Origin of the sequence: Niveispirillum sp. BGYR6 (assembly GCF_027568365.1) — a bacterium.
In the GTDB taxonomy this organism is placed as follows: domain Bacteria; phylum Pseudomonadota; class Alphaproteobacteria; order Azospirillales; family Azospirillaceae; genus Niveispirillum.
Window position 1 is genome coordinate 66,410 of sequence record NZ_JANLNL010000013.1, and the last position, 19,157, is coordinate 85,566.

Sequence of the window (19,157 nt, forward strand, 5' to 3'; positions counted from 1 at the left end):
GCCGCGCGTCTCCCCTCTTAGGGCCTTCGCACCATCGGTTGGAAGGCAATCTGTGTATCCGGTTTCGGGGGGAATGGCTGTTCGCGCGACGCCCCCGGTGATTTGCGAAGGAGAGGCCGCAGTGTCCCTTAGAGCGTTTCTTGGTGATCCAGCCCTGAAGGCTGAGACGCTGAACCGTGTCCGTCAGGCTTGGGACGCGCGGCAGATCATCCCCTTGATCTATCTGAAATGGTCAAACGGTGCGGGGGTCGCTTCGCTGGCGGGTACCATTGCCCAGACGCAAGATCCGGCCCTGTTCGTGGCCCGCACCGGCCTGCCGCTGGAGCTGGCCTTGCTGTGTGAGATGCTGGTCAATACCGGGATCACCTTTCAGGATGATGAGACGGCACCGCGCGGCTTCACCATGTCCGCCGATGAGCGGATATGGTCATTCGGGTTGGAATGGCTGGAGGCCATTGCCGTCGATGCCGATGTGAGCGATATCGTCGCCCGTTTTCTGCCCGTTTTTCTGACACATATCCTGTCGGATGAATTTCCCCTGTCAGCCGCTATCGATCCCGCCGTGAAGTCGGTTGCCCGCGACATCCTCCAGCTTTGGGAACGCGAGCGCCGGGGCGAGCCGGTGCCGTCCAAGGCATGGCGCACCATTCGTGCCAATGCTGTGCTTGTGTCGGAAGGAAGCAGCGATCCCGCAGGCTATGCGGCGGCGGACCTTGTTGAATCTCTGGCATGGCCCTGTGCCGGCATTGCGGTGGAAGGACCTGTCATATCTCAGAAATTCCTGCAGTCCTGCCTGCAGGTGCTGGCAGCCCCGTTCCTGCCCCCGCAGGATCAGATTGATTGGGCCAAAGGCCAGGCCGCACAGCGGGAACTGCGCCGCATCCGAAGTGAGGCGCCCGATGCCGATCTGTCGGATGAGGAACTGCTGGATCGGCACCCGGAAATCAAACAGGCAATGCTGGCCCCCCAGCAGCCAGCGGCGGCGGCCCGGATGGATGCGGCCAAGCAGAAGGCCCGCTCAGCCCTGCTGCCCTTCTTGCTGCAACAGATGGACGCGCTGCTGAACCTGCTGCGCCAGACGTCCGATAGACCTGTCTCGCCATGATGCGCGCCAGTCACCATAAAGCATTCAAACTCACGCTGAGACGGTACGCCAGATGACCGATACCTATGTGACCGATCCATCCGCGCAAGATGCCGTGATAACGGAAAAGCCGCCCGAAGTGCCCCCCGGTACGGTCTGGCTGCATGTAAAATACGGCGCCGCCATGATCTGGCGGTACATCAAGGCGGACCCGCTGCTGGGCATCCCGTTGATTGCCTATCAGTTCTTCCAAAGCACCGCCACGGTGACGGTGCTGTTGAAGATGCAGCTGGGATTTTCGGCCATCGTCAACGCGCTGGCCGCCAAGAACGGGGCTGTCATTTCCGGGATTGTCTTGGAAATTCTTCTCTATGGCTTCGGGCTGGCGCTGCTCAACGTCATCGGCGCCTGGACGCGTCTGGCGCTGCGGATGCGGATGCGCAAGGTGCTAACGACCCGCCTGCTGGATGGCTGGATGGCGGGCAATCGCTTTTTCCATCTGGAACGCCGCACCGAAATCGATTACCCGGAACAGCGTATCCAGGAAGATGTCTACACCTTTGTCGAGAAGGTGACGATCATCGGCGTGTCGGTCGTTGCCTCCGTCTTCGGCGTCTTTCTCTATACGTCGGAGCTTTGGCGACTGTCCCCGCCCCTGGTTTTCGACCAGGTGGGTTTGACCGAGCCCATTCCCGGTCTGCTTGTTTACGTGGCCTTCGCCCTGGCCATTGGGATGACGTTTCTTGTCCACTGGGTCGGGCGGTTGCTGACGCGGGCGGAAGTCGTCCGCCAGCGGCTTGAGGCGCAGTTCCGCCTGGAAATGCAGTCGATCCGGGGCAACGGCGAATCCATTGCCTTCGCCCGTGCCGGCGGGATTGAACGCAAGCGGCTGGCCAACACGTTCCAGCTCATCATCCTCAATTGGCGCTCCTACACGCTCGCCAACATGCGGATCACGCTGGTAACCGGGTTGCCTGAGACCTTCATGTTCCTGTTCCCCTATCTGATCTGCATTCCCTTCGTGCTCGAAGATAAGATGCAGATCGGCGATATTCAGATCGTGATGGCGTCGTTCACCGCCGTCTATATGGGCATCAGCGCTATCGTGACGCAGTATAGCGAGCTGGCCATTCTGCGGTCTGCCGTCGCCCGTCTGCATCTGTTCGATCAATTGCTGACAATGCCGCTGGATAGCGGCATCCATGTTGAGGAGATTGCCGACGAGCGGGTTGGCGTTCAGGGGCTGAAGGTTGCCTATCCCAATGGCGAACCGATGGTTTCCCTGGACAGGCTGGAGATTGCGCCGGGGCAGCGCTTGCTGGTTCAGGGCAAATCCGGGGCGGGGAAGAGCACCTTGCTGCGCAGTATTGCCGGCCTTTGGCCTTACGGTGCTGGCGATGTGCAGGTGCCGACCAAGGCGAAGATCGCCTTCCTGCCGCAGCGCAACTACATGCCCGATGGCACGCTGGCCAGCCTGATGTCCTATCCGGACGCACCGGAGGCGCATGGCGATGACGATTATGTCGCCTTGCTGGGGGAATTCGGGTTGGGACGGCTGGCGCCGCAGCTGCACTCCTATCAGCCGTGGAGCCGTATCCTGTCGCCGGGGGAGCAGCAGCGCGTGGCGGCAGCGCGGGCCATTCTGGCCCGACCGGATTTTCTTTTTGTCGACGAAGCGACCAGCGCGCTCGACGCCCAATTGGAAGAGAAGCTTTACAAGGTTCTGGTCGAACGGCTGCCGGGGGCGGCAATCATCTCCGTCGCCCACCGGCAAAGTGTGGCCGTTTATCATGACCGCAGCCTGATCATCGAAAATGGCGTGGCGACGGTGAAGCCGCTCCACCACGGTACGGCCTGAACAGGATGTGGGGGCCGCCCCTGGTGGCGCCCCCCGCACGCCGGCGGAAAACATGAAACAAACCGCAATCAGCACCCCGGATGAAGTTTTGTGACATTTCCGATGAGGGAATGGCAGCGATCATGCGTCTACCTTCCATCAGGGAGCGCATTGTCTTGCAGAAAACGGGGAGCTCTATGGGTATCAAGAATGGGTACTGGCGTATGAAACCTTGGTTTGGCGTGAGCGCTTTCGCACTGGGAATGGCCCTTGCGGCACAAACAGCGCACGCTGACACCAAAGCCGGAAAGGCGTCGGAGGAACAGTTCGAAGGTCTGGCCGAAATCCTGGTGACTGCGCGCCGGACCTTGAACACGGATATCCGCCGCAGTGAAGACGACATTCAGCCCTATGTCGTTTTCGGCTCGGAAGAGTTGGCCCAGAGTGGCGCGCAGAATGTCGAGGATTTTCTGCAATCGCGGCTGCCGATGAATACCGCGCAATCCACCCAGTCGCAGGCGGGTCCGCCTACCTCTGCCGCTGGTCGCCTGGATTTGCGCGGCTTGGGGGCTGATGAAACGCTGGTGCTGGTGGATGGCCGCCGGCTTCCCAGCATCCCGACCGGGGACAGCTTCGGCCAGCCGAACATTAATGGTATCCCGATTTCCCAGATTGAGCGGATCGAGGTGCTGCCCACCACGGCCAGCGGGATTTATGGTGGTGGCGCCACGGGCGGCGTAATCAATGTCATCCTGAAGCGCAACTATTCCGGACTGGATATCGAAGCCCGTTATAATAACGCGCTGGATTTCGCGGCCGGCCAGAGCTATTTCGCCGTCAATGGCGGCACGACGCTGGAAGATGGCCGCACCCGGATCATGGGCGCGGTCTCCCGCTCCCAATCCAGAACCTTGACCGCCAGCGACCGGAGCTTCTTCCGTCGCGGTGCGGAATTGCAGTTTCGCAATGATCCTGTGAATTCCACCATCCTGGTTGGCGGGCCGAATATCTGTGCCACGCTTGACGGCTTTGACTGCGCGACGGACGCGCTGGCGCTGAAAAGCGGTGCTACGCTCAATTCCGCCGTGACCAGCATTCCCGATGGCTATGCCGGCAACCCGGCCGCCCTGGCGGCGCAGGCGGGCAAGCTGATCTATAATCGCGCAGATTTGCCGATCTGGACCGGGCCCGATATCACCACCTACAATCTCAATGTCCGGCGCGAATTTGGCGAGAGCATCGAGCTATTCACCGATTTCTCTCGTGATGAATCCAGCAGCAAGAACATCACGCCGATCCAATATTCGCTGTATATCCCCGAAAGTGCGGCGGCCAATCCCTTCCAGCAGGATGTGCTGGCCTCACTGAATTTCCCCCATGCCCTGATGCAGAGCCAGAAGACAGAGAACACGCGCGTCAATGTTGGTGGGATCATCCGCCTGCCCTATCGCTGGAGTGCGGCGGTCGAATATGGCTGGCTGCGGAACACGGGCCGCAGCCTGAGCAATGTGGTGCTGGGGCCCGCGTCGGATGCGGCGGAAGAGCGGCTGCAGGCGGCGGTGTTCAGCGATCTTAGGGCCAATCCGATTGCGGACCCGGCCTCTCTCTTCAATATTTTCAGCTCTTCGGGGCGTGACGCGGCAACGCTTCACACCGCCTCCCTGCGTCTGGGTGGCCCCATCATCCGGCTGCCGGGTGGCGATCTGACGGCGACCACCTTGCTGGAACAGCGCTGGGAGTCCACCGACGACAAGATCAATTCTTCATCCGTCGGTGGGGCACCTCGCTATACTTGGTCGCCCGAAGCGCGGCAGAATGTCAAATCGGGCTATCTGGAACTGAATGCGCCGATCGTCAGCCCCTCCAGCGAGGTGCCGTTCGTGCGCGACCTCCAGCTGATGGGCTCGGTGCGTCACGATAATTATCAGACGCGCTATGCCGGCTATTCCATCCCCATCGCCAGCCCGACAGGACCGTTCCCGGACCAGCCGGGGGTCAAGACCGATCTGTCCTCCACCAACTATACGGTAGGCGCCAAATATGCGCCGATCGCTGACATTGCGGTGCGTGCCAGCTGGGGTAACGGTTTCCTGGCGCCAAAGCTGGGCAATATCCGTGCAGAGGCGCCGTCGGTATTGAGCGGCCCGTTGATTTCTTTCCTCAACCTGCGCGACCCGGCCCGTGGCAATGCGCTTCTTCCGGGGCCGCTGACGGTGCTGGGTGGTGGAAACCCGAACCTTCAACCGGAAGAGTCCGAGAGCTTCTCGGCAGGCGTCGTGCTGACGCCGCGTTTTCTATCCGGTTTCCGGGCCTCGGTTGACCTGACCTCCATCCGCAAAACCAACGAGGTGCAGAACCTTCCGGTTTCCTTCTTCCTGGCCAATGAGGCGGTGGTGCCGGGGCGGATCATTCGCGGTGCCAATCTGCCGGGTGATGCCCCCGGCACGCCCGGCCCGATCACCGCGGTGGATACATCGGCAATCAACCTCGCCAGCTCCCGGATGAAGGCCATCGACATCAAGGCCGATTACAATTTCAAGGATTCCGACCTGGGTTCCTTCCGCGTTTACGCCGCCGCCACTCACACGTTCGAACTCAGCTCCAGGGCGGCGCCGGGGCAGGCCTCCGTCGACCGGGCCGGCTTCTTTGAAGGGCCGCTGAAATGGCGCGCCAACCTTGGCGTCGATTGGCAGAACGGCCCCTGGGGTGCCGGCTGGAACACGCAGATCTATGGCAGCTATCGCGTCTGTATGTCGGTCCAGACCGCCTTTACCTGTGCGCAGTCGGAAGCCTGGCAAGGTGCCGCCAAGGTGCGCAGCCAGAATTACAGCGACATCTATGTGAACTATGGGTTCGAGGAAGGCTTGCTGGCGGATTCCGAAATCAAGCTGGGTATCCAGAATATCTTCAATCAGCGGCCGCCGACGGTGGCCTCTGGCGTGGACCAGACGGGATATTCCACCTTCGGCGATCCGCGTATGCAACGCTTCACGCTGACCCTGCGCAAGCATTTTTAAAAGGGAGACGGCGCCCGGTCGTCGGTGGCCGGGCACCGTGATGCCCGTATCAGCATTGTTCAACATCGCCTCTTTCGGGATGGGAAGCATATGAGCGAGATCATCAAGGCTGTGGACGAGGCCAATTTCCAGGCAGAGGTCGTCGAGAGCACGCTACCCGTGCTCATCGATTTCTGGGCCCCCTGGTGCGGCCCCTGCCGTGCCCTTCTGCCGGCGCTTGAGGCCTTGGCACCGCTCTATGCGGATAGTTTGAAGGTGGTGAAGATCGATATCGATGAGAACCCGGCCCTGAAGGCCCGGTACGATATCCAGTCGATCCCGCAGCTTTACCTGACGAATGCCGGCAATCCGCTTGCCCGCCTCGCCGGGCGCACCCGCACGCATCTGGCAGCCGAACTTGAGGAGCTTCTTCCATGAGCGGTGCTGACGGAATGCAAGCCTTTGGCGGCGATCCGGCGGTGAAGGCCCGACTGCTGGAACGCGTGCGTGCCCCCTGGGCCGCGCGCACCCTGGTGCCGGATGCCAGCCTGAACTGGAAGCGCGATGGAACGCCGGATTCGTTGAGTGGCACGTTGGGGGAGACCCAGGATCGCACGGTGTTCACGGAGCGAACCGGCATTCCCGTCGATCTGGCCCTGCTGTGCGAAACGCTCCTCGCCCCTGCTTTCAAGACAGTGGCCCCAGAGGATTCTGTTGGCGGGGCAGCGCCGGTACTTGCCTTCGGGATCGAATGGCTGGAGGCCATCCAGCCCGGTGCAGACCTGGGCATGGTGGTGCCCCGATTTGCCCGCCACTGCCTGGAAGTGTTACTGCAGCCCGATTTTGCCTTGGCACCCTATATCAGCGCGGAATTCCGCGCGGTGGGATGCCAGATCGCAGCATTGTGGGATCGTGAACTGGCCGGCGAAACGATAGCGCCGGCCGAGTGGCGCCGGGTCCGCAAGGCGGCCCTGGCGGCCAACGCCAGCGAGACCCCCGTCTGGGGCTATCGTGTTGCAACGCTATTGGAGGTGGTCGCCTGGCCCCTGCGGTCCATTGCCGGTGAGTTTGTCACCGTCTTCGCCGCTTTTCTGTTCAACTGGCTGATGTTCCTTGAAACGGCGCACATGACCGAGCAGGAGTGCCGCGACCGTGAGCATATGCTCATCGGCTGGCGGGCCCTGGCCATCGCGCCCCGTGATGAGGCGGGGAATATCGACGGCGACCCGCTGGAGCTTCTGCCCGAAGCGCAGCGCGTGATGTCCATGGAACACATCACCAGCACGATGGAACGGATGATGGCGGTGAGAGAGGCCGCCCGCCCTGCGAAAGAACGGGTTATCCGTGGCCTGATGGACACCGTGCTTCGCTCCATCCAAGCGGCATGAAAACGCCTCCCTGCCAGAGAGTTGAAGCGACTCTGCCGAATGCCGTTTGTTTCTAATAGGATGAAGGATCGATCATGATGAATTCAGAAGTAATTTCAGTATCGGATGAAACTTATAATGTGGAAATTGAACAGAGCGAGCATCCAGTCCTGATCGATTTCTGGGCACCCTGGTGTGGGCCCTGTATGGCCCTTCTTCCCACCATCGAAGGATTGACGTCGGTGTACGATGGAGAGCTGAAGGTGGTGAAGGTCAATGTCGATGAATGTCCGCAGTTGGCCGAAAAATATGGGGTTCAAGGCATCCCCCATCTCGTGCTCGTGAAAGACGGCAAGGCCATCAAACTTCATGAGCGGACCCGCACCCGGCTGGTAAGTGAAATCGATGGTGTACTGGCCCGGCTTATGCCAAGTGCATGAATTCTTGACCGAGATGACATCCGCCGAGGTGGTGAACCGCACAGAGATTTTTGGCAGTAAAAGATCGTGAGTGGACTTGCCCTGGAAATGTCTCCGCCACTACACATTCCCTTATGCCATCAAACCCGACGGTATCGGATCGGGCCAGTTGGCCGAGGATACAGCAGTGAGCGGCTATGCCGTGATGAACGCCAACCTGATCTTGTCGGAAGTGGAGATTGGTGGCACCAAGGGGGAAATGAACCTTTGGTCAAGAACCCGCTGAACCGCACCTACAAAGCTAATGGCATCGATTTCGGACCAGGCTTTGCCGCCGACAATCCCGGCGCGGTTCACCCTGGGTTGGCCCCCAGATGGCGAAAGCCGTGTGGTACAGCACACGCAGCATGGCCAGATGAAAGATGTAGAAGAACATCGGTGCACCGCCGAACACCACCAGGGCGCTGGTGATGCCGGCCTCGCGGATACGATCAAAGAAGGCCAGCAACAGCGATCCGGCCCCCAGGGTGAACAACAGGAAATCCAGCGAGGGCGGATATTTGGTCAATGACATGAAGCTCATCGCGGAGCGCGCCGGGTCGCTCTCGACAATGAACCAGGGCTTGTCGCCATAGATGTTCAGCAGCCGCAGGCCGATGAACAGAGCGATCATGCCGCCCAGCAGCAGTAGCCGACGCTGCCGGGCCTCGGGCGACACATGCGGCAGAAACCAGGGGCCGATCCCGAAGCCCAGCAGGATCACCCCGATCCAGGCCAGCACCGGATAGCTGATTTTCGCCACCAGACCGAACGGCAAAGCGATGAAGTCGCGCCGGGCCGGTATTGCCCGGAAGCCATCGCTGTGATCGTGCTCATCCGTTCCCCCTGGACCTCTGAACTTCCCTGGACTTACGCGTCCCTACAGCGCGCCGACCTTGATGGCGGACCCGTCAACCAGCCGTGACAGGTTGAAATGGGTCGGATCGATCACCGGCTTTTCGTTGGTGACCAGTTGCGCCGCCAGATAGCCGATGCCCGGTCCAAGGCCAAATCCATGCCCCGAACAGCCCGCCGCCAGGAACAGCCCGCCCACCGTATCAAAACCGGAGATAACCGGCACGGCATCCGGCGTGCAGTCGACATAGGCCCCCCAGGTGCTGTCGATTTCCATCCCCGCCAGTTCGGGGAATGTGCCCCTGACATTATCCAGGATGGCCTGAACCAACCGCCGGTTGGGGGCCGGGTCCAGAACGCGATGGCGTTCGAACATGTTTTCATCACGGCCCAGCCAGGATGAAAGGGATTCAGGGCCCGCAAACAGGGATTCCCCGACCCCGATCTGCACCGCCTTCAGCCGCTTCAGGAATTGTGGCAGGAAACCGCGGGCGAACCGCATACCCTGTGCGGTCAGTTCCAGCGTCGCACGCCCGCTGATGGCCAGGGTGTAACTGCCATCCAGACGCCGAGTCATCGCCAGATCGGGGCAATAGATCACCTCGCCGACATTCCGGGTCGGCTTGGTCCTGACCGCCGTCTGGCGCACGCTGGCCTGGGGGAACACCACGCCATGGCGCGCCAGGAAGGTGGATGCCCAGGCGCCCGCCGCGCACAGAACCGCATTCACCCTGATCATGCCCTTTTCGGTCCGGACACCGGTAACCCGGCCATTGGTGATGTCCAGGCCACGCACGGCACAGTTCTGATGGATGGTGGCACCCAGGGCGCGCGCCCCTTCGGCCAGCGCCGGTGCCGCCCAGGCGGGCTCGGCCTTGCCGTCCGTGACGGAATGCAGGCCGCCCAGCCATTTCCGGCGGGTTTCCGGGATGCGCTGCGCCGCCTGCGCCGCGTTCAGCATGTAGGTTTCGACCCCGAACTCCTTTGCTGTCGTCTTGCCCCAGGCTTCCCAGGAAGCCAGCATGGCGGCATCGTCGGTCGCATAGACCAGGCCGGTGCGGCGAAAGCCCAGATCCTGGCCGATCCCCCCCGCCAAACCGTCCCAGAGCGACATTGACAGCAGCGACAAGGGCATTTCGCGCGGATCGCGGTTCTGCTGCCGGCACCAGCCCCAGGTCCGGCTCGACTGCTCGCAGGCGATATGGCCTTTCTCCAGCAGAGCAACGGACAAGCCGCGCTTGGCCAGATAATAGGCCGAGGCCGTGCCAACGATACCCCCGCCGATCACCACGACATCGGCTGACTGGGGAAGCGCTTCGTCACTGGCAACGGATCGAACAACGGGAACCATGGTGAAACCTCAAGAGCGGATAAGTCAGGCCGTCGGCAGATGCGCCACGGCGTCAATTTCCACCAGGAAACCATAATGAAGCTCTGGCACCGGCACCACCGTCCGCGCCGGCCGCGCATCGGGCAGCATCTCCGCATAGAGGCGGTTAAATTCCGGCCAGTTCGCAACGCCGACAATGTAGGCCGTCACCCGGACCAGATTTGCCGGCGTGCCCCCGGCGGCGTCAAGGATCGCCAGCATATTGGCGATGGCCTGCCGGGCCTGTGCGTCAAAGCCGGGATCGGACAGAGGCTGCCGATCCGGCCGGATGGGCAGTTGGCCGGAAATATAAAGCGTGTCACCCGCTCGCATCCCCTGCACATAGTGGCCCGCGGGCGCCGGTGCGGCGTCGGTGAATACCGGTTCGATGCTGTTCATGACCAGCCCCCGAACCGCTGCCAGTTGGCCTCCACACTATCGGATGTCCCGCGAACGACGCGGTAGCTGCCATGCTGCGCGCCCGTGGCACAGGCATGGTTGGGCAGGATACGCACGCGATCACCGATCTTCAGATCGGGCAACGTCGCCCCGGAACCAGGCCGAACCGTTACGATCCCATGTTCCTGATTGGCATCGGCCAGGATGATATCGGCATAGGGTGTACCCGTGCTGTCGCAGACCAGTCCGTAACCCTGACTGACCGGCTGTTTGGCAGTGCCGCGATCCTGCGACATGGCCATCCAGCCGGCATCGACCAGAATCCAGCCCTTTTCCCGCTGATGCCCGATCACCGTGGCCAGGACCGACAAGGCGATATCATCAACCGTGCAGACACCAATGCCCGTCATCACCAGATCGAAAAAGACGAACACACCGGCTCGCACTTCGCTGACACCGGTCAGGTCGGTGGCAAAATGGGCGGTGGGGGTGGAGCCCAGACTGACCACGGGGCAGGCATGGCCGGCCCCCCGCAGCGTTTCCGCCGCCTGGACAACGGCCCGGCGTTCCTGTTCCGCCGCGTCGATCAGCGCCTGTTCGGTCCGCGCGCCATAGCTGGCACCGGCATGGGTCAGCACGCCGCGAAGCTCGGCACCATCGGTGAGGGCTTGGCCAATCGCCAGCAGAGAGGCGGCATCGCCGGGAAGAACGCCTGAGCGATGGCCATCGCAATCAATCTCAATCAGGGCTGGGATCGCCTGGCCAGCTGCCCGCGATGCGGCGGCAACGGCTTGCGCCTGTTCCACCGTATCCAGAACGACGGCAATATCGACATCCTTCTGGCGGAGCCGCAGCACCTTGTCGAGTTTGCCGGGGGCAATGCCGACGGCATAGATCATGTCGCGGACGCCGGCTGCGGCAAAATACTCCGCCTCCTTCAGGGTCGAGACCGTGGCCGGGCCTGCGGCCGAACTCATCACGCGACGGGCCACATCAACCGACTTCGCGGTCTTCAGATGCGGGCGCAGCGACACCCCCAGAGCATCAAGCCGCTGCCGCAACCGCGCAATGTTGCGGTCCATGCGATCGGCATCCAGAAGCAGGCAGGGGGTTTCAAGATCGGCCAGACGCAGCGGCTCCGGCTCTGGCTTGGTCTGGAATTCCGCATATGTCACAGAGGTATCCTCGCAAATAAGGTGATCTTTTTTGCCCCCGCAGCGGGAGCGAGACAATTAACGATTTCTGCATGAACAGATAAGCCTGAACTTAATACCTCAGGCATCCCACCACACATGTTCGGCGAAGGTGTAGCCCATGAACCCGCCCAGCGGGACAGGATACAGGCCCTTCACGCGGCGATCATAACCGTCCAGAACACTCATGAAGACGGGGATGGCGTTGCCGCAATGGTCCCGCACAAGCCCCTGCATCTCGCCATAGAGCTGTTTGCGCCGCGCCGTGTCCGGCTCGGCGCGGGCTTCCAGCAGCAGCCCGTCGAACCGGGGATTTCGCCAACCCGTTTCGTTCCATGTCGCGTCAGACTTGTAGAAAAGACTGAAGATCATGTCCGCCGTCGGGCGCGGGTTGGTGTTGCCGAAGCTCAGCGGGTGCTTCATCCAATGGGTCGACCAATATCCATCGGACGTCATGCGGTTGACTGCCAGCTTCAGGCCGACACGCGCTGCATATTCCTGAAGAACGGATGCTATCTCGACCGACCCTTCGGCAGCCGGTGCGGCATACATGGGCAAGCGCATGCCGAACAGGCCGCCCCGCTGCACATGCCATTTGGCCCGATCCAGATCGAGGCTCGTCTGCGGCAGGTCATCGCGGTAATAGGGATGGAAGAGCGGTATCGGATGATCGTTGGCGATGGTCCCGTAATTCCGGAACAGCGCCCGGTTGATCAGCGGCCGATCCAGCAGGTACTTGATGGCGGCTGTGAAGTCGGGGCTGGCGGTCGGCTGGTGATCCTGCCGCATGATAAGGTTGGTATAGAGGCCTGATCGCGTCTCCAGCAGGTCATATCCCGGTTCCCCCCGGATGCGTTTGGCCGAACGCGGATTGACGGCATTGATGATCTGCACATCGCCCGACAGCAGGGCATTGACCCGGCTCATCTCATCCGGGATGCCGATCAGCTCAATCGCCTCCAGATACGGTTTGCCGGGTTTCCAGAAATTGGGGTTCCGTCGGACGATGGTGCGAATGCCGGGTTGAAATTCGACCAGACGGAACGGCCCCGTGCCATTGGCCGTGGCAAAACTTGTCTGCCCCTGGGGAAGGATCAGGAAATGGGACTGGGCGAGGATTGTCGGCAAATCCGCATTGGGACCGGTCAGTTCAGAGCTGGTCCCCAGTTACCGGACAGTTTGATAAGCTTGGTTCGGCCTTATTGAAGGACGACCGACATGACGGGACAGAGGAAGCGATATTCGGCTGATTTCAAGGCGAAGGTGGCACTTGATGCGATCCGGGGCGAGTTGACGATGGCGCAGCTTGTGTCGAAGCACGGTGTTCACCAGACGATGATCAGCGCTTGGCGTAAGCAGGCGATCGAGGGGATGGCCGCGTCGTTTTCCGGCAAAACCGAGGCCGCTCCAGTTGTTGATGCTGCCGAGATCGACCGGCTGCATGCCAAGATCGGTCAGTTGGTGGTGGAGCGGGATTTTTTGCGCAAGGCCTCCGGTCGATGAGCGCCGATCGGAGGCGGGAGATGCTGGATCGGTCACATCCCGGCTTGTCGGTTGTCTGGCAATGCGCGCTGCTGTCGATCAGCCGGTCGCATTATTACGGGCCGGTACCGGGCGAGAGTGCTGAGAACCTGGCGCTGATGCGGGTGATCGATGCCCAGTTCCTGGAGACGCCCTGGTATGGCAGCCGGCAGATGACCCACCATCTGCGGCACCAGGGTCATGTCGTCAATCGCAAACGGGTGCGCCGGCTGATGGGCCGGATGGGGTTGGCAACCATCTACCAACGGCCAAAGACCAGCCTTCCCCATCCCCAGCACAAGATCTGGCCCTACCTGCTGCGGGATCTGACCATCGACCGGCCGGATCATGTCTGGTGCACGGACATCACCTATATTCCCATGCGACGGGGCTTCCTGTACCTGATCGCCGTGATGGACTGGGCATCGCGTAAGGTGCTGGCCTGGAAACTGTCCAATTGCATGGATATCGATTTCTGCCTGGAGGCCCCGCAGGAGGCCATGGCCGGCCACGGCAAGCCCGAAATCTTCAACACCGACCAGGGCGGACAATTCACCAGCCCGAGGTTCACCGGCATCTTGACCGATGCCGGTATCAAGTGACTGCTTAATCCCACGCAGCGTGGCGCCCAGTCCCCTGCTGGCAGCGGCATGGGCCAGCCGTTCGCACGAAATCCAGGGGTTGGATACACAGGAAACTGCCGAGCTTATCTACCCTGTGTCCGGTCGGGGACGGTTGCATCGACGCGCTGGGCGGTCTGCACCCAAATAAACACGCAGTGCGGCGCGCTGTTTTGTGCAGGCACAGACCAGTCAAACCATGGAAATCATGAAGGAAAGCCACGCTTGCGCGCGGGAAAAGCGTCAGGCTGACATCGCTGTCATGACATGACCACCCATCCAGAACAGGGGATATGAGATGCAGGGTGAAGGCAAGGACAGCCGTGGCTGGCGTAAGGTGTTCGGCGTGCTGGGGCCCAGCACAAACACCATTGTGCAGCCCGATTTCGACGACATGCGCCCCGCCGGCGTGACCAATCACTATAGCCGGATCATCGTGTCGAACGCCCAGGCGATCAGTAACGAGACGTTTCTGGCCGGCGCGCAGGAGATCGCCGACAATACCATGGACGCCGTGAAGTCGGTCATGACGTGCGATCCCGAGTATCTGGTGATGGGTATGTCCGCCATCACCTTCTACGGGGGGCGGAAGGGGCGGCGAAGTTCCGCCGCCAGATCCGGGAGATCTGGCGGCCTCTATCTCTCCACGGGTTCGGAATCCCTGGCTGCCGCGATCGCCGCCTATGGCGGGGTGAAGAAAACGGCTTTGGTCGCCTGCTGGAAGAATTCTGATTCATATTTAGGAGGCGACATCCCGCCGCGACATCCATACCGGCGGCCCCTGCGTATCCGACAGGTGGCCATTATGACCGGTCTTAATTGAAGAAGGTTCGTTCAAGGAATTAGCCTCCATACAGGCAAACGTCCGGTTCACAGGCTTTAAGCGGACACGTCCCCCAGATCGGGGAAGTGGGTGATTTCGCTAGACCAAATAACGGTTAGCCGCCAATAGACGGGAAATTGGCACCGGGAAGTAAGCCATTCGAAACGATGGAAAAATTTAAGGGGGCTTCATGTACCGTTCCAAGGTTATTGCGCTGACCACCTCGGCTGTGGTTGGCTCCCTCGCGCTCTCCGCTGCCCTTCCCATGCTCGTCCACGCCGCCGAAGGTGAACCGATGCTGGACGAGATCATCGTGACCGCGCGTAAGCGCAAGGAAGATATCCAGACGGTGCCGATCGCCATCCAGGCGCTGACGGCCGATGATCTGGCCGAAAAGAACATCACCAGCCTGACCGACCTGGGCAACACCACGCCCGGCATCACGGTGACCAACATCACCGGCGGCACCTTCACCAACATCTATGTCCGTGGTCTAGCCCCCGCCAATTCCTCGCAGGACCTGAATGTCGAGGCCAATGTCGGCCTGTTCATCGACGGCATCTATCAGACCAGCCGCAACGCCGCCGACATCCTGTCGGTCGTGGACGTCGCGCAGGTCGATGTCGTGAAGGGTCCGCAGAGCGCGCTCTATGGCCGCTCCACCTTCGCCGGCGCCGTCGGCTTCACCTCGGCCCGCGCCGGCGACAAGCCTGAAGGCAAGGTCTCGGCCACCATTGGCAATAATGGCGATTATCGCGGCAAGGTCTCGCTGTCCAAGCCGATCATCGAGGACAAGCTGGCCGCCTCCATCTCCGCCAGCTATTCCAAATATACCGGTGAATTTGAAAATAATTTCGATCCGTCCAACAAGCTGGGCGGGTATGAGAAGCGGGGTGTGTCCGGGTCGCTGGTCTTCACCCCGACCGAGAATTTCACGGCCACCTTCACCGGCTTCGCCCTGAAATCGACGTCGGAGATGCCGGGTCTGGCCCTGCTGCCGCTGACCAGCCATAATTGCGGCGCCTATAACGCCCCGACCAAGGCCTATATGCTCTATTGCGGCAAGGCCCCGACCAACCTGCCGATCGACGTGACCTCGACGCTGCCGCTCAGCACGTCGAAGGCCCGCCAGGGCGCCCTGGAACTGGAATATAAGTTCGAGGATTTCTCCATCGTCAGCGTGTCGGGCATTTCCGCGTCCGAGGTCTATGCCGGCAATGATGCCGACCTGTACGGCAATGGCGCCCTTTATGGCGTCTGCACCGTCGGTTCCACCTGCGGCGCCGCCACCGGCACCTATAGCCGCACGGTCAATGCCAATTCCCTGCTGATCAGCAATGATCAGGTCGTGACCAAGAGCCAGGAAATCCGCATCCAGTCGCCCGATGGTGACCGGCTGCAATGGCTGGGCGGTCTGTTCTTCTTCCAGTCGAACGTCGATTCCAAGGCCTGGGCCGCCACGACGGCGCCGGGTCTGGGCGCCAATGACCGCCTGGTCCAGATCCTGCCGGGCAACCCGGTCGGCACCGGCCCGCTGGCCTCGCTGGCCAATCCGGCCCTGGTCCTGGACCCCACGGTTGTCGCCCGTCTGGCCAACCTGAATTACAAGCAGAACATCACCCGTTCGGTGTTTGGCTCGGTCGGGTATGAGGTCATTGACGGTCTGCGCGTGTCGGCTGAAGGTCGCTACAATATCGACAACAAGACCGACCGTTGCGTCATCACCTATTTCAACGCTTTCGGCCCCTGCGTGGCCGGTCAGCCGTTCCGGGGCGAGTTCAAGAGCTTCACCCCGCGCTTCACGGTCGATTACAAGGCGTCGGACGACATCTTCCTGTTCGCCTCGGCCGCCAAGGGCGTGCGCTCGGGCGGCTTCAACTCGCTGGCCGGTCTGACCGACGCGGAGAAGACCTTCGACGAGGAAGAGAACTGGACCTATGAAGCCGGTGTGAAGTCCTGGCTGTTCGACCGCCGGGTCATGCTGAACGCCTCGGCTTTCCGCGTGAACTGGACGAACCTGCAGCTCTCCACCTTCTCGCCCAACGCCACGGTTGCCCAGGCCATCATCATGAATGCCGGCGACATGAAGACGAACGGCTTTGAGGTGCAGACGGAAGTGAAGGCCACCGACATCATTTCCGTCGGCGGTTCGGTCACCTATTCCGATCCGAAGTTCGGCAGCGGCGCTTATGACCCGGCCTATTCCTCGCAGTGCGGCAACCCGTCCACGGTCTGTACCCTGGTCACCATCCCCGGCCGCGGCATCCAGGCCTCGATCGAGGATCACCGCCCCGCCCGGTCGGTCAAATTGCAGTACAACCTGCATGCCACGGCCACCATTCCCGTCTCCACCGACTGGACCCTGTCCGGCCGCGTGGACGTGAACTATACGGGCCCGACCTATACCAACAGCCTGAACGTCACCTCCTTCGGGGAACGCACGCTGACCAACCTGCGTCTGGCCCTGGAAAACGAAACCTACTCGATTGCCGCCTGGGCCACCAACCTGACGGACGAGAAGTACAACGCCAACATCATCCAGCAGCCCCGTAATTACTCCGTCGGCACCCAGCGCATCATGGAAGTGTATCAGGGTGAGGGCCGCCGCTTCGGCGTCACGGCTTCTGCCAAGTTCTGATCTTGTGTGTCACCATTCCCCCCGGCTTCCATCCGGGGGGAATTTGCATTTGCAACGTTGGAAGATCGGCCCCATGACCAGCACATTCACTTCGCCGCTCCTGTCCCGTCGCGCCGTGGTAGGGGGCCTGATGGCCGCCGCCCCGCTTGTCATCGGTTCGCGCGGCTGGGCCGCCGGCCCGACCGAGGTCGATATCCTGGTCGTGGGCGCGGGCCTGGCCGGGCTGAACGCCGCCTCCATCCTGGAAGGCCAGGGGCTGACCGTGCAGGTCGTCGAAGCCTCTGACCGGGTGGGCGGACGCCTGCGCACGGGCCGGGCCGAGGGCTATCAGGCCGAACTGGGCGCCAGCGAGGTGGGGGCGCTGTATGGCCGCGTGCGCGATGCCTGCGGGCGCCTGAATGTCGGCCTGACCACCGACGGCGCCAAGGGCACGGATTTCGTCATCCATGTCGATGGCAACACGGTGCTGCCGGCCGACTGGTCGAAATCCGCGGCCAACCAGACGCGCGGCAAGGAACGCGACTTCCTGCCCTATATCCTGCAGAACCGCCTGATGCATGACTGGCTGCCCTTCAACCAGACCAATGCCTGGCTGCAGCCCGAAAACATGATCTATGACGTGTCGGCGGCCGAGCTGATGCGGTCCAAGGGCGTGTCGGAAGCCGCCATCCGGCTGGCGGATATCGATCTGAACGGCGCCAGCCTGGAAGGCGTGTCGGCCCTGTCCATCTTCCGCGACATGGCCCGTGCCCAGATCGAAGGCTTCAAGGACCCCAACAAGCCGCAATATGGCGGCGCGACCCTGGTCGCCGACCGCTCCTATATTGTCGGCGGGTCGGACATGCTGCCCAAGGCCATGGCCGCCGCCTTGAAGAATCCCGTGCGCCTGAACAGCCCCGTCATCGCCGTCGATCAGACCGGCGACAAGGTCAAGGTGACGCTGGCCAATGGCGAGGTGCTGACCAGCCGCTTCCTGGTCATGGCCGCCCCGTTCAGCGCCGTGTCGCGCATCCGCTTCACGCCGGGCCTGCCCGACGCCCAGGCCGATGCCGTGGCCGGTGCGCGCTATTCCGCCACGACGCAGTTCCATTTCACGATCAAGAAGCCCTATTGGGAAAAGGACGGGCTGCCGCCGTCGATCTGGAGCAACTGTTCCTTCGAGCGCGCCTTCGCCCTGAAGAACGCCAAGACCGGCGCCATCGACACCATGATCGTCTGGGTCAATGGCGACGGCGCCACGCGCTGGGACGACCGCGACACGGGCAAACAGGTGGAACTGGTACTGGCCGAACTGGCCCGCATCCGGCCCAGCATGGCCGGCGCGCTGGAATACAAGGTCGGGTATAGCTGGGGCCGCAACCAGTATGTGGGCGGCAACAAGCATTTCTATGCCCCTGGTCAGGTCAAGCGTTTCGCCGCCGACATGGGCAAGCCCACCGGCCGCATCCATTTCGCCGGCGAACATCTGCGCCGCCTGGAACATGGCATGGAAAGCGCCATGGAAACGGGTGAGGCCGCTGCCATGGAGATCCTGGAAAGGATCTGATGTTCACCGAAGGGGCCTCTTCGGCACCTTTCCGCTGGGCTTCGGTCGTCGCCGTAATCACCATTTTGAAGCGCGAAAAAGGGGTCGGTGGCCTTTTCGCGTTTGCCCCTCACCCTTGCAAGCCGGAAGGCTGGAGAGGGTGAGAAAACCACCCCGGATAATTCTACCTGACCTGATAGCAGCAGCACGAAATCATGACCGATGGTCACGCTTTCGTGCGTCTCAATCGCTGGCGCCAGCCTCCGCTGACTTGGCTACGCCGCATGAGCGGCGCGGCGGCAGTCGCAGCATTACCAACGGTCATGAATGATGACCGTTGGGGTGAGTACGCGGCCCGCCAGTAACGCGGGCTGTGAACCTTCTTCCCTGCCTGCAGGAACCGCCCAGAAGATCGACATCCACACAGCGGTCAAATGGGGAAGCGGACTATGGTCGCCGTCCGCCATTCCGG

General features: G+C 61.8%; 14 protein-coding genes and 1 pseudogene. 10 read left to right on the forward strand and 5 right to left on the reverse strand.

Going from position 1 to position 19,157, the window contains the following annotated elements; translation table 11 throughout:
* Window positions 1–121: 121 nt before the first annotated feature.
* From PCJ49_RS21490 to PCJ49_RS21515, 6 genes are all read left to right on the forward strand, one after another.
* Entirely contained in the window at window positions 122–1,105 is a 984-nt protein-coding gene (locus PCJ49_RS21490) for a hypothetical protein (protein ID WP_269912760.1), read from the forward strand.
* Between the two features lie 52 nt (window positions 1,106–1,157).
* Window positions 1,158–2,942, forward strand: a complete 1,785-nt coding sequence (locus PCJ49_RS21495) for an ATP-binding cassette domain-containing protein (protein WP_269912761.1) — start codon at window positions 1,158–1,160, stop codon at window positions 2,940–2,942.
* Between the two features lie 221 nt (window positions 2,943–3,163).
* Window positions 3,164–5,938 (forward strand): TonB-dependent receptor, encoded by a 2,775-nt coding sequence (locus PCJ49_RS21500; protein WP_269912762.1) that lies wholly within the window; start codon window positions 3,164–3,166, stop codon window positions 5,936–5,938.
* A gap of 90 nt (window positions 5,939–6,028) precedes the next feature.
* A complete protein-coding gene (locus tag PCJ49_RS21505) occupies window positions 6,029–6,355 on the forward strand; it encodes a thioredoxin domain-containing protein (RefSeq protein WP_089288935.1) in 327 nt (108 codons plus the stop codon).
* Window positions 6,352–7,305: a hypothetical protein gene (locus PCJ49_RS21510; protein ID WP_269912763.1), complete on the forward strand. Its 954-nt coding sequence runs from the start codon at window positions 6,352–6,354 to the stop codon at window positions 7,303–7,305. The genes PCJ49_RS21505 and PCJ49_RS21510 overlap by 4 nt, the downstream gene beginning before the upstream one ends.
* Before the next feature lie 74 nt (window positions 7,306–7,379).
* Window positions 7,380–7,724 carry a thioredoxin domain-containing protein gene (locus PCJ49_RS21515; protein WP_269912764.1) on the forward strand — a complete coding sequence of 115 codons (345 nt, stop codon included), beginning with the start codon at window positions 7,380–7,382 and terminating at the stop codon, window positions 7,722–7,724.
* Between the two features lie 280 nt (window positions 7,725–8,004).
* Here the strand turns inward: PCJ49_RS21515 and PCJ49_RS21520 are convergent, their stop codons facing one another.
* From PCJ49_RS21520 to PCJ49_RS21540, 5 genes are all read right to left on the reverse strand, one after another.
* Window positions 8,005–8,520: a hypothetical protein gene (locus PCJ49_RS21520; RefSeq protein WP_269912765.1), complete on the reverse strand. Its 516-nt coding sequence runs from the start codon at window positions 8,518–8,520 to the stop codon at window positions 8,005–8,007.
* Between the two features lie 102 nt (window positions 8,521–8,622).
* A complete protein-coding gene (locus tag PCJ49_RS21525; protein WP_269912766.1) occupies window positions 8,623–9,948 on the reverse strand; it encodes an FAD-binding oxidoreductase in 1,326 nt (441 codons plus the stop codon).
* Between the two features lie 24 nt (window positions 9,949–9,972).
* Window positions 9,973–10,365: a RidA family protein gene (locus tag PCJ49_RS21530; RefSeq protein WP_269912767.1), complete on the reverse strand. Its 393-nt coding sequence runs from the start codon at window positions 10,363–10,365 to the stop codon at window positions 9,973–9,975.
* Complete coding sequence (locus tag PCJ49_RS21535; RefSeq protein WP_269912768.1) at window positions 10,362–11,540, reverse strand: DSD1 family PLP-dependent enzyme; 1,179 nt, start codon at window positions 11,538–11,540, stop codon at window positions 10,362–10,364. Before PCJ49_RS21535 ends, PCJ49_RS21530 begins: the two co-directional genes overlap by 4 nt.
* Before the next feature lie 99 nt (window positions 11,541–11,639).
* A complete protein-coding gene (locus PCJ49_RS21540) occupies window positions 11,640–12,725 on the reverse strand; it encodes an ABC transporter substrate-binding protein (protein WP_347710444.1) in 1,086 nt (361 codons plus the stop codon).
* Between the two features lie 51 nt (window positions 12,726–12,776).
* Between PCJ49_RS21540 and PCJ49_RS21545 the strand changes: the two are divergent.
* From PCJ49_RS21545 to PCJ49_RS21560, 4 genes and pseudogenes are all read left to right on the forward strand, one after another.
* Window positions 12,777–13,678: pseudogene (locus tag PCJ49_RS21545) on the forward strand (IS3 family transposase); the annotation flags it as partial.
* Window positions 13,679–13,997: 319 nt separating this feature from the next.
* Window positions 13,998–14,522 carry a hypothetical protein gene (locus tag PCJ49_RS21550; protein WP_269912769.1) on the forward strand — a complete coding sequence of 175 codons (525 nt, stop codon included), beginning with the start codon at window positions 13,998–14,000 and terminating at the stop codon, window positions 14,520–14,522.
* 190 nt (window positions 14,523–14,712) lie between these two features.
* Window positions 14,713–17,160: a TonB-dependent receptor gene (locus PCJ49_RS21555; RefSeq protein WP_269912770.1), complete on the forward strand. Its 2,448-nt coding sequence runs from the start codon at window positions 14,713–14,715 to the stop codon at window positions 17,158–17,160.
* Window positions 17,161–17,233: 73 nt separating this feature from the next.
* Window positions 17,234–18,706, forward strand: a complete 1,473-nt coding sequence (locus PCJ49_RS21560; RefSeq protein ID WP_269912771.1) for an FAD-dependent oxidoreductase — start codon at window positions 17,234–17,236, stop codon at window positions 18,704–18,706.
* Window positions 18,707–19,157 lie beyond the last annotated feature (451 nt).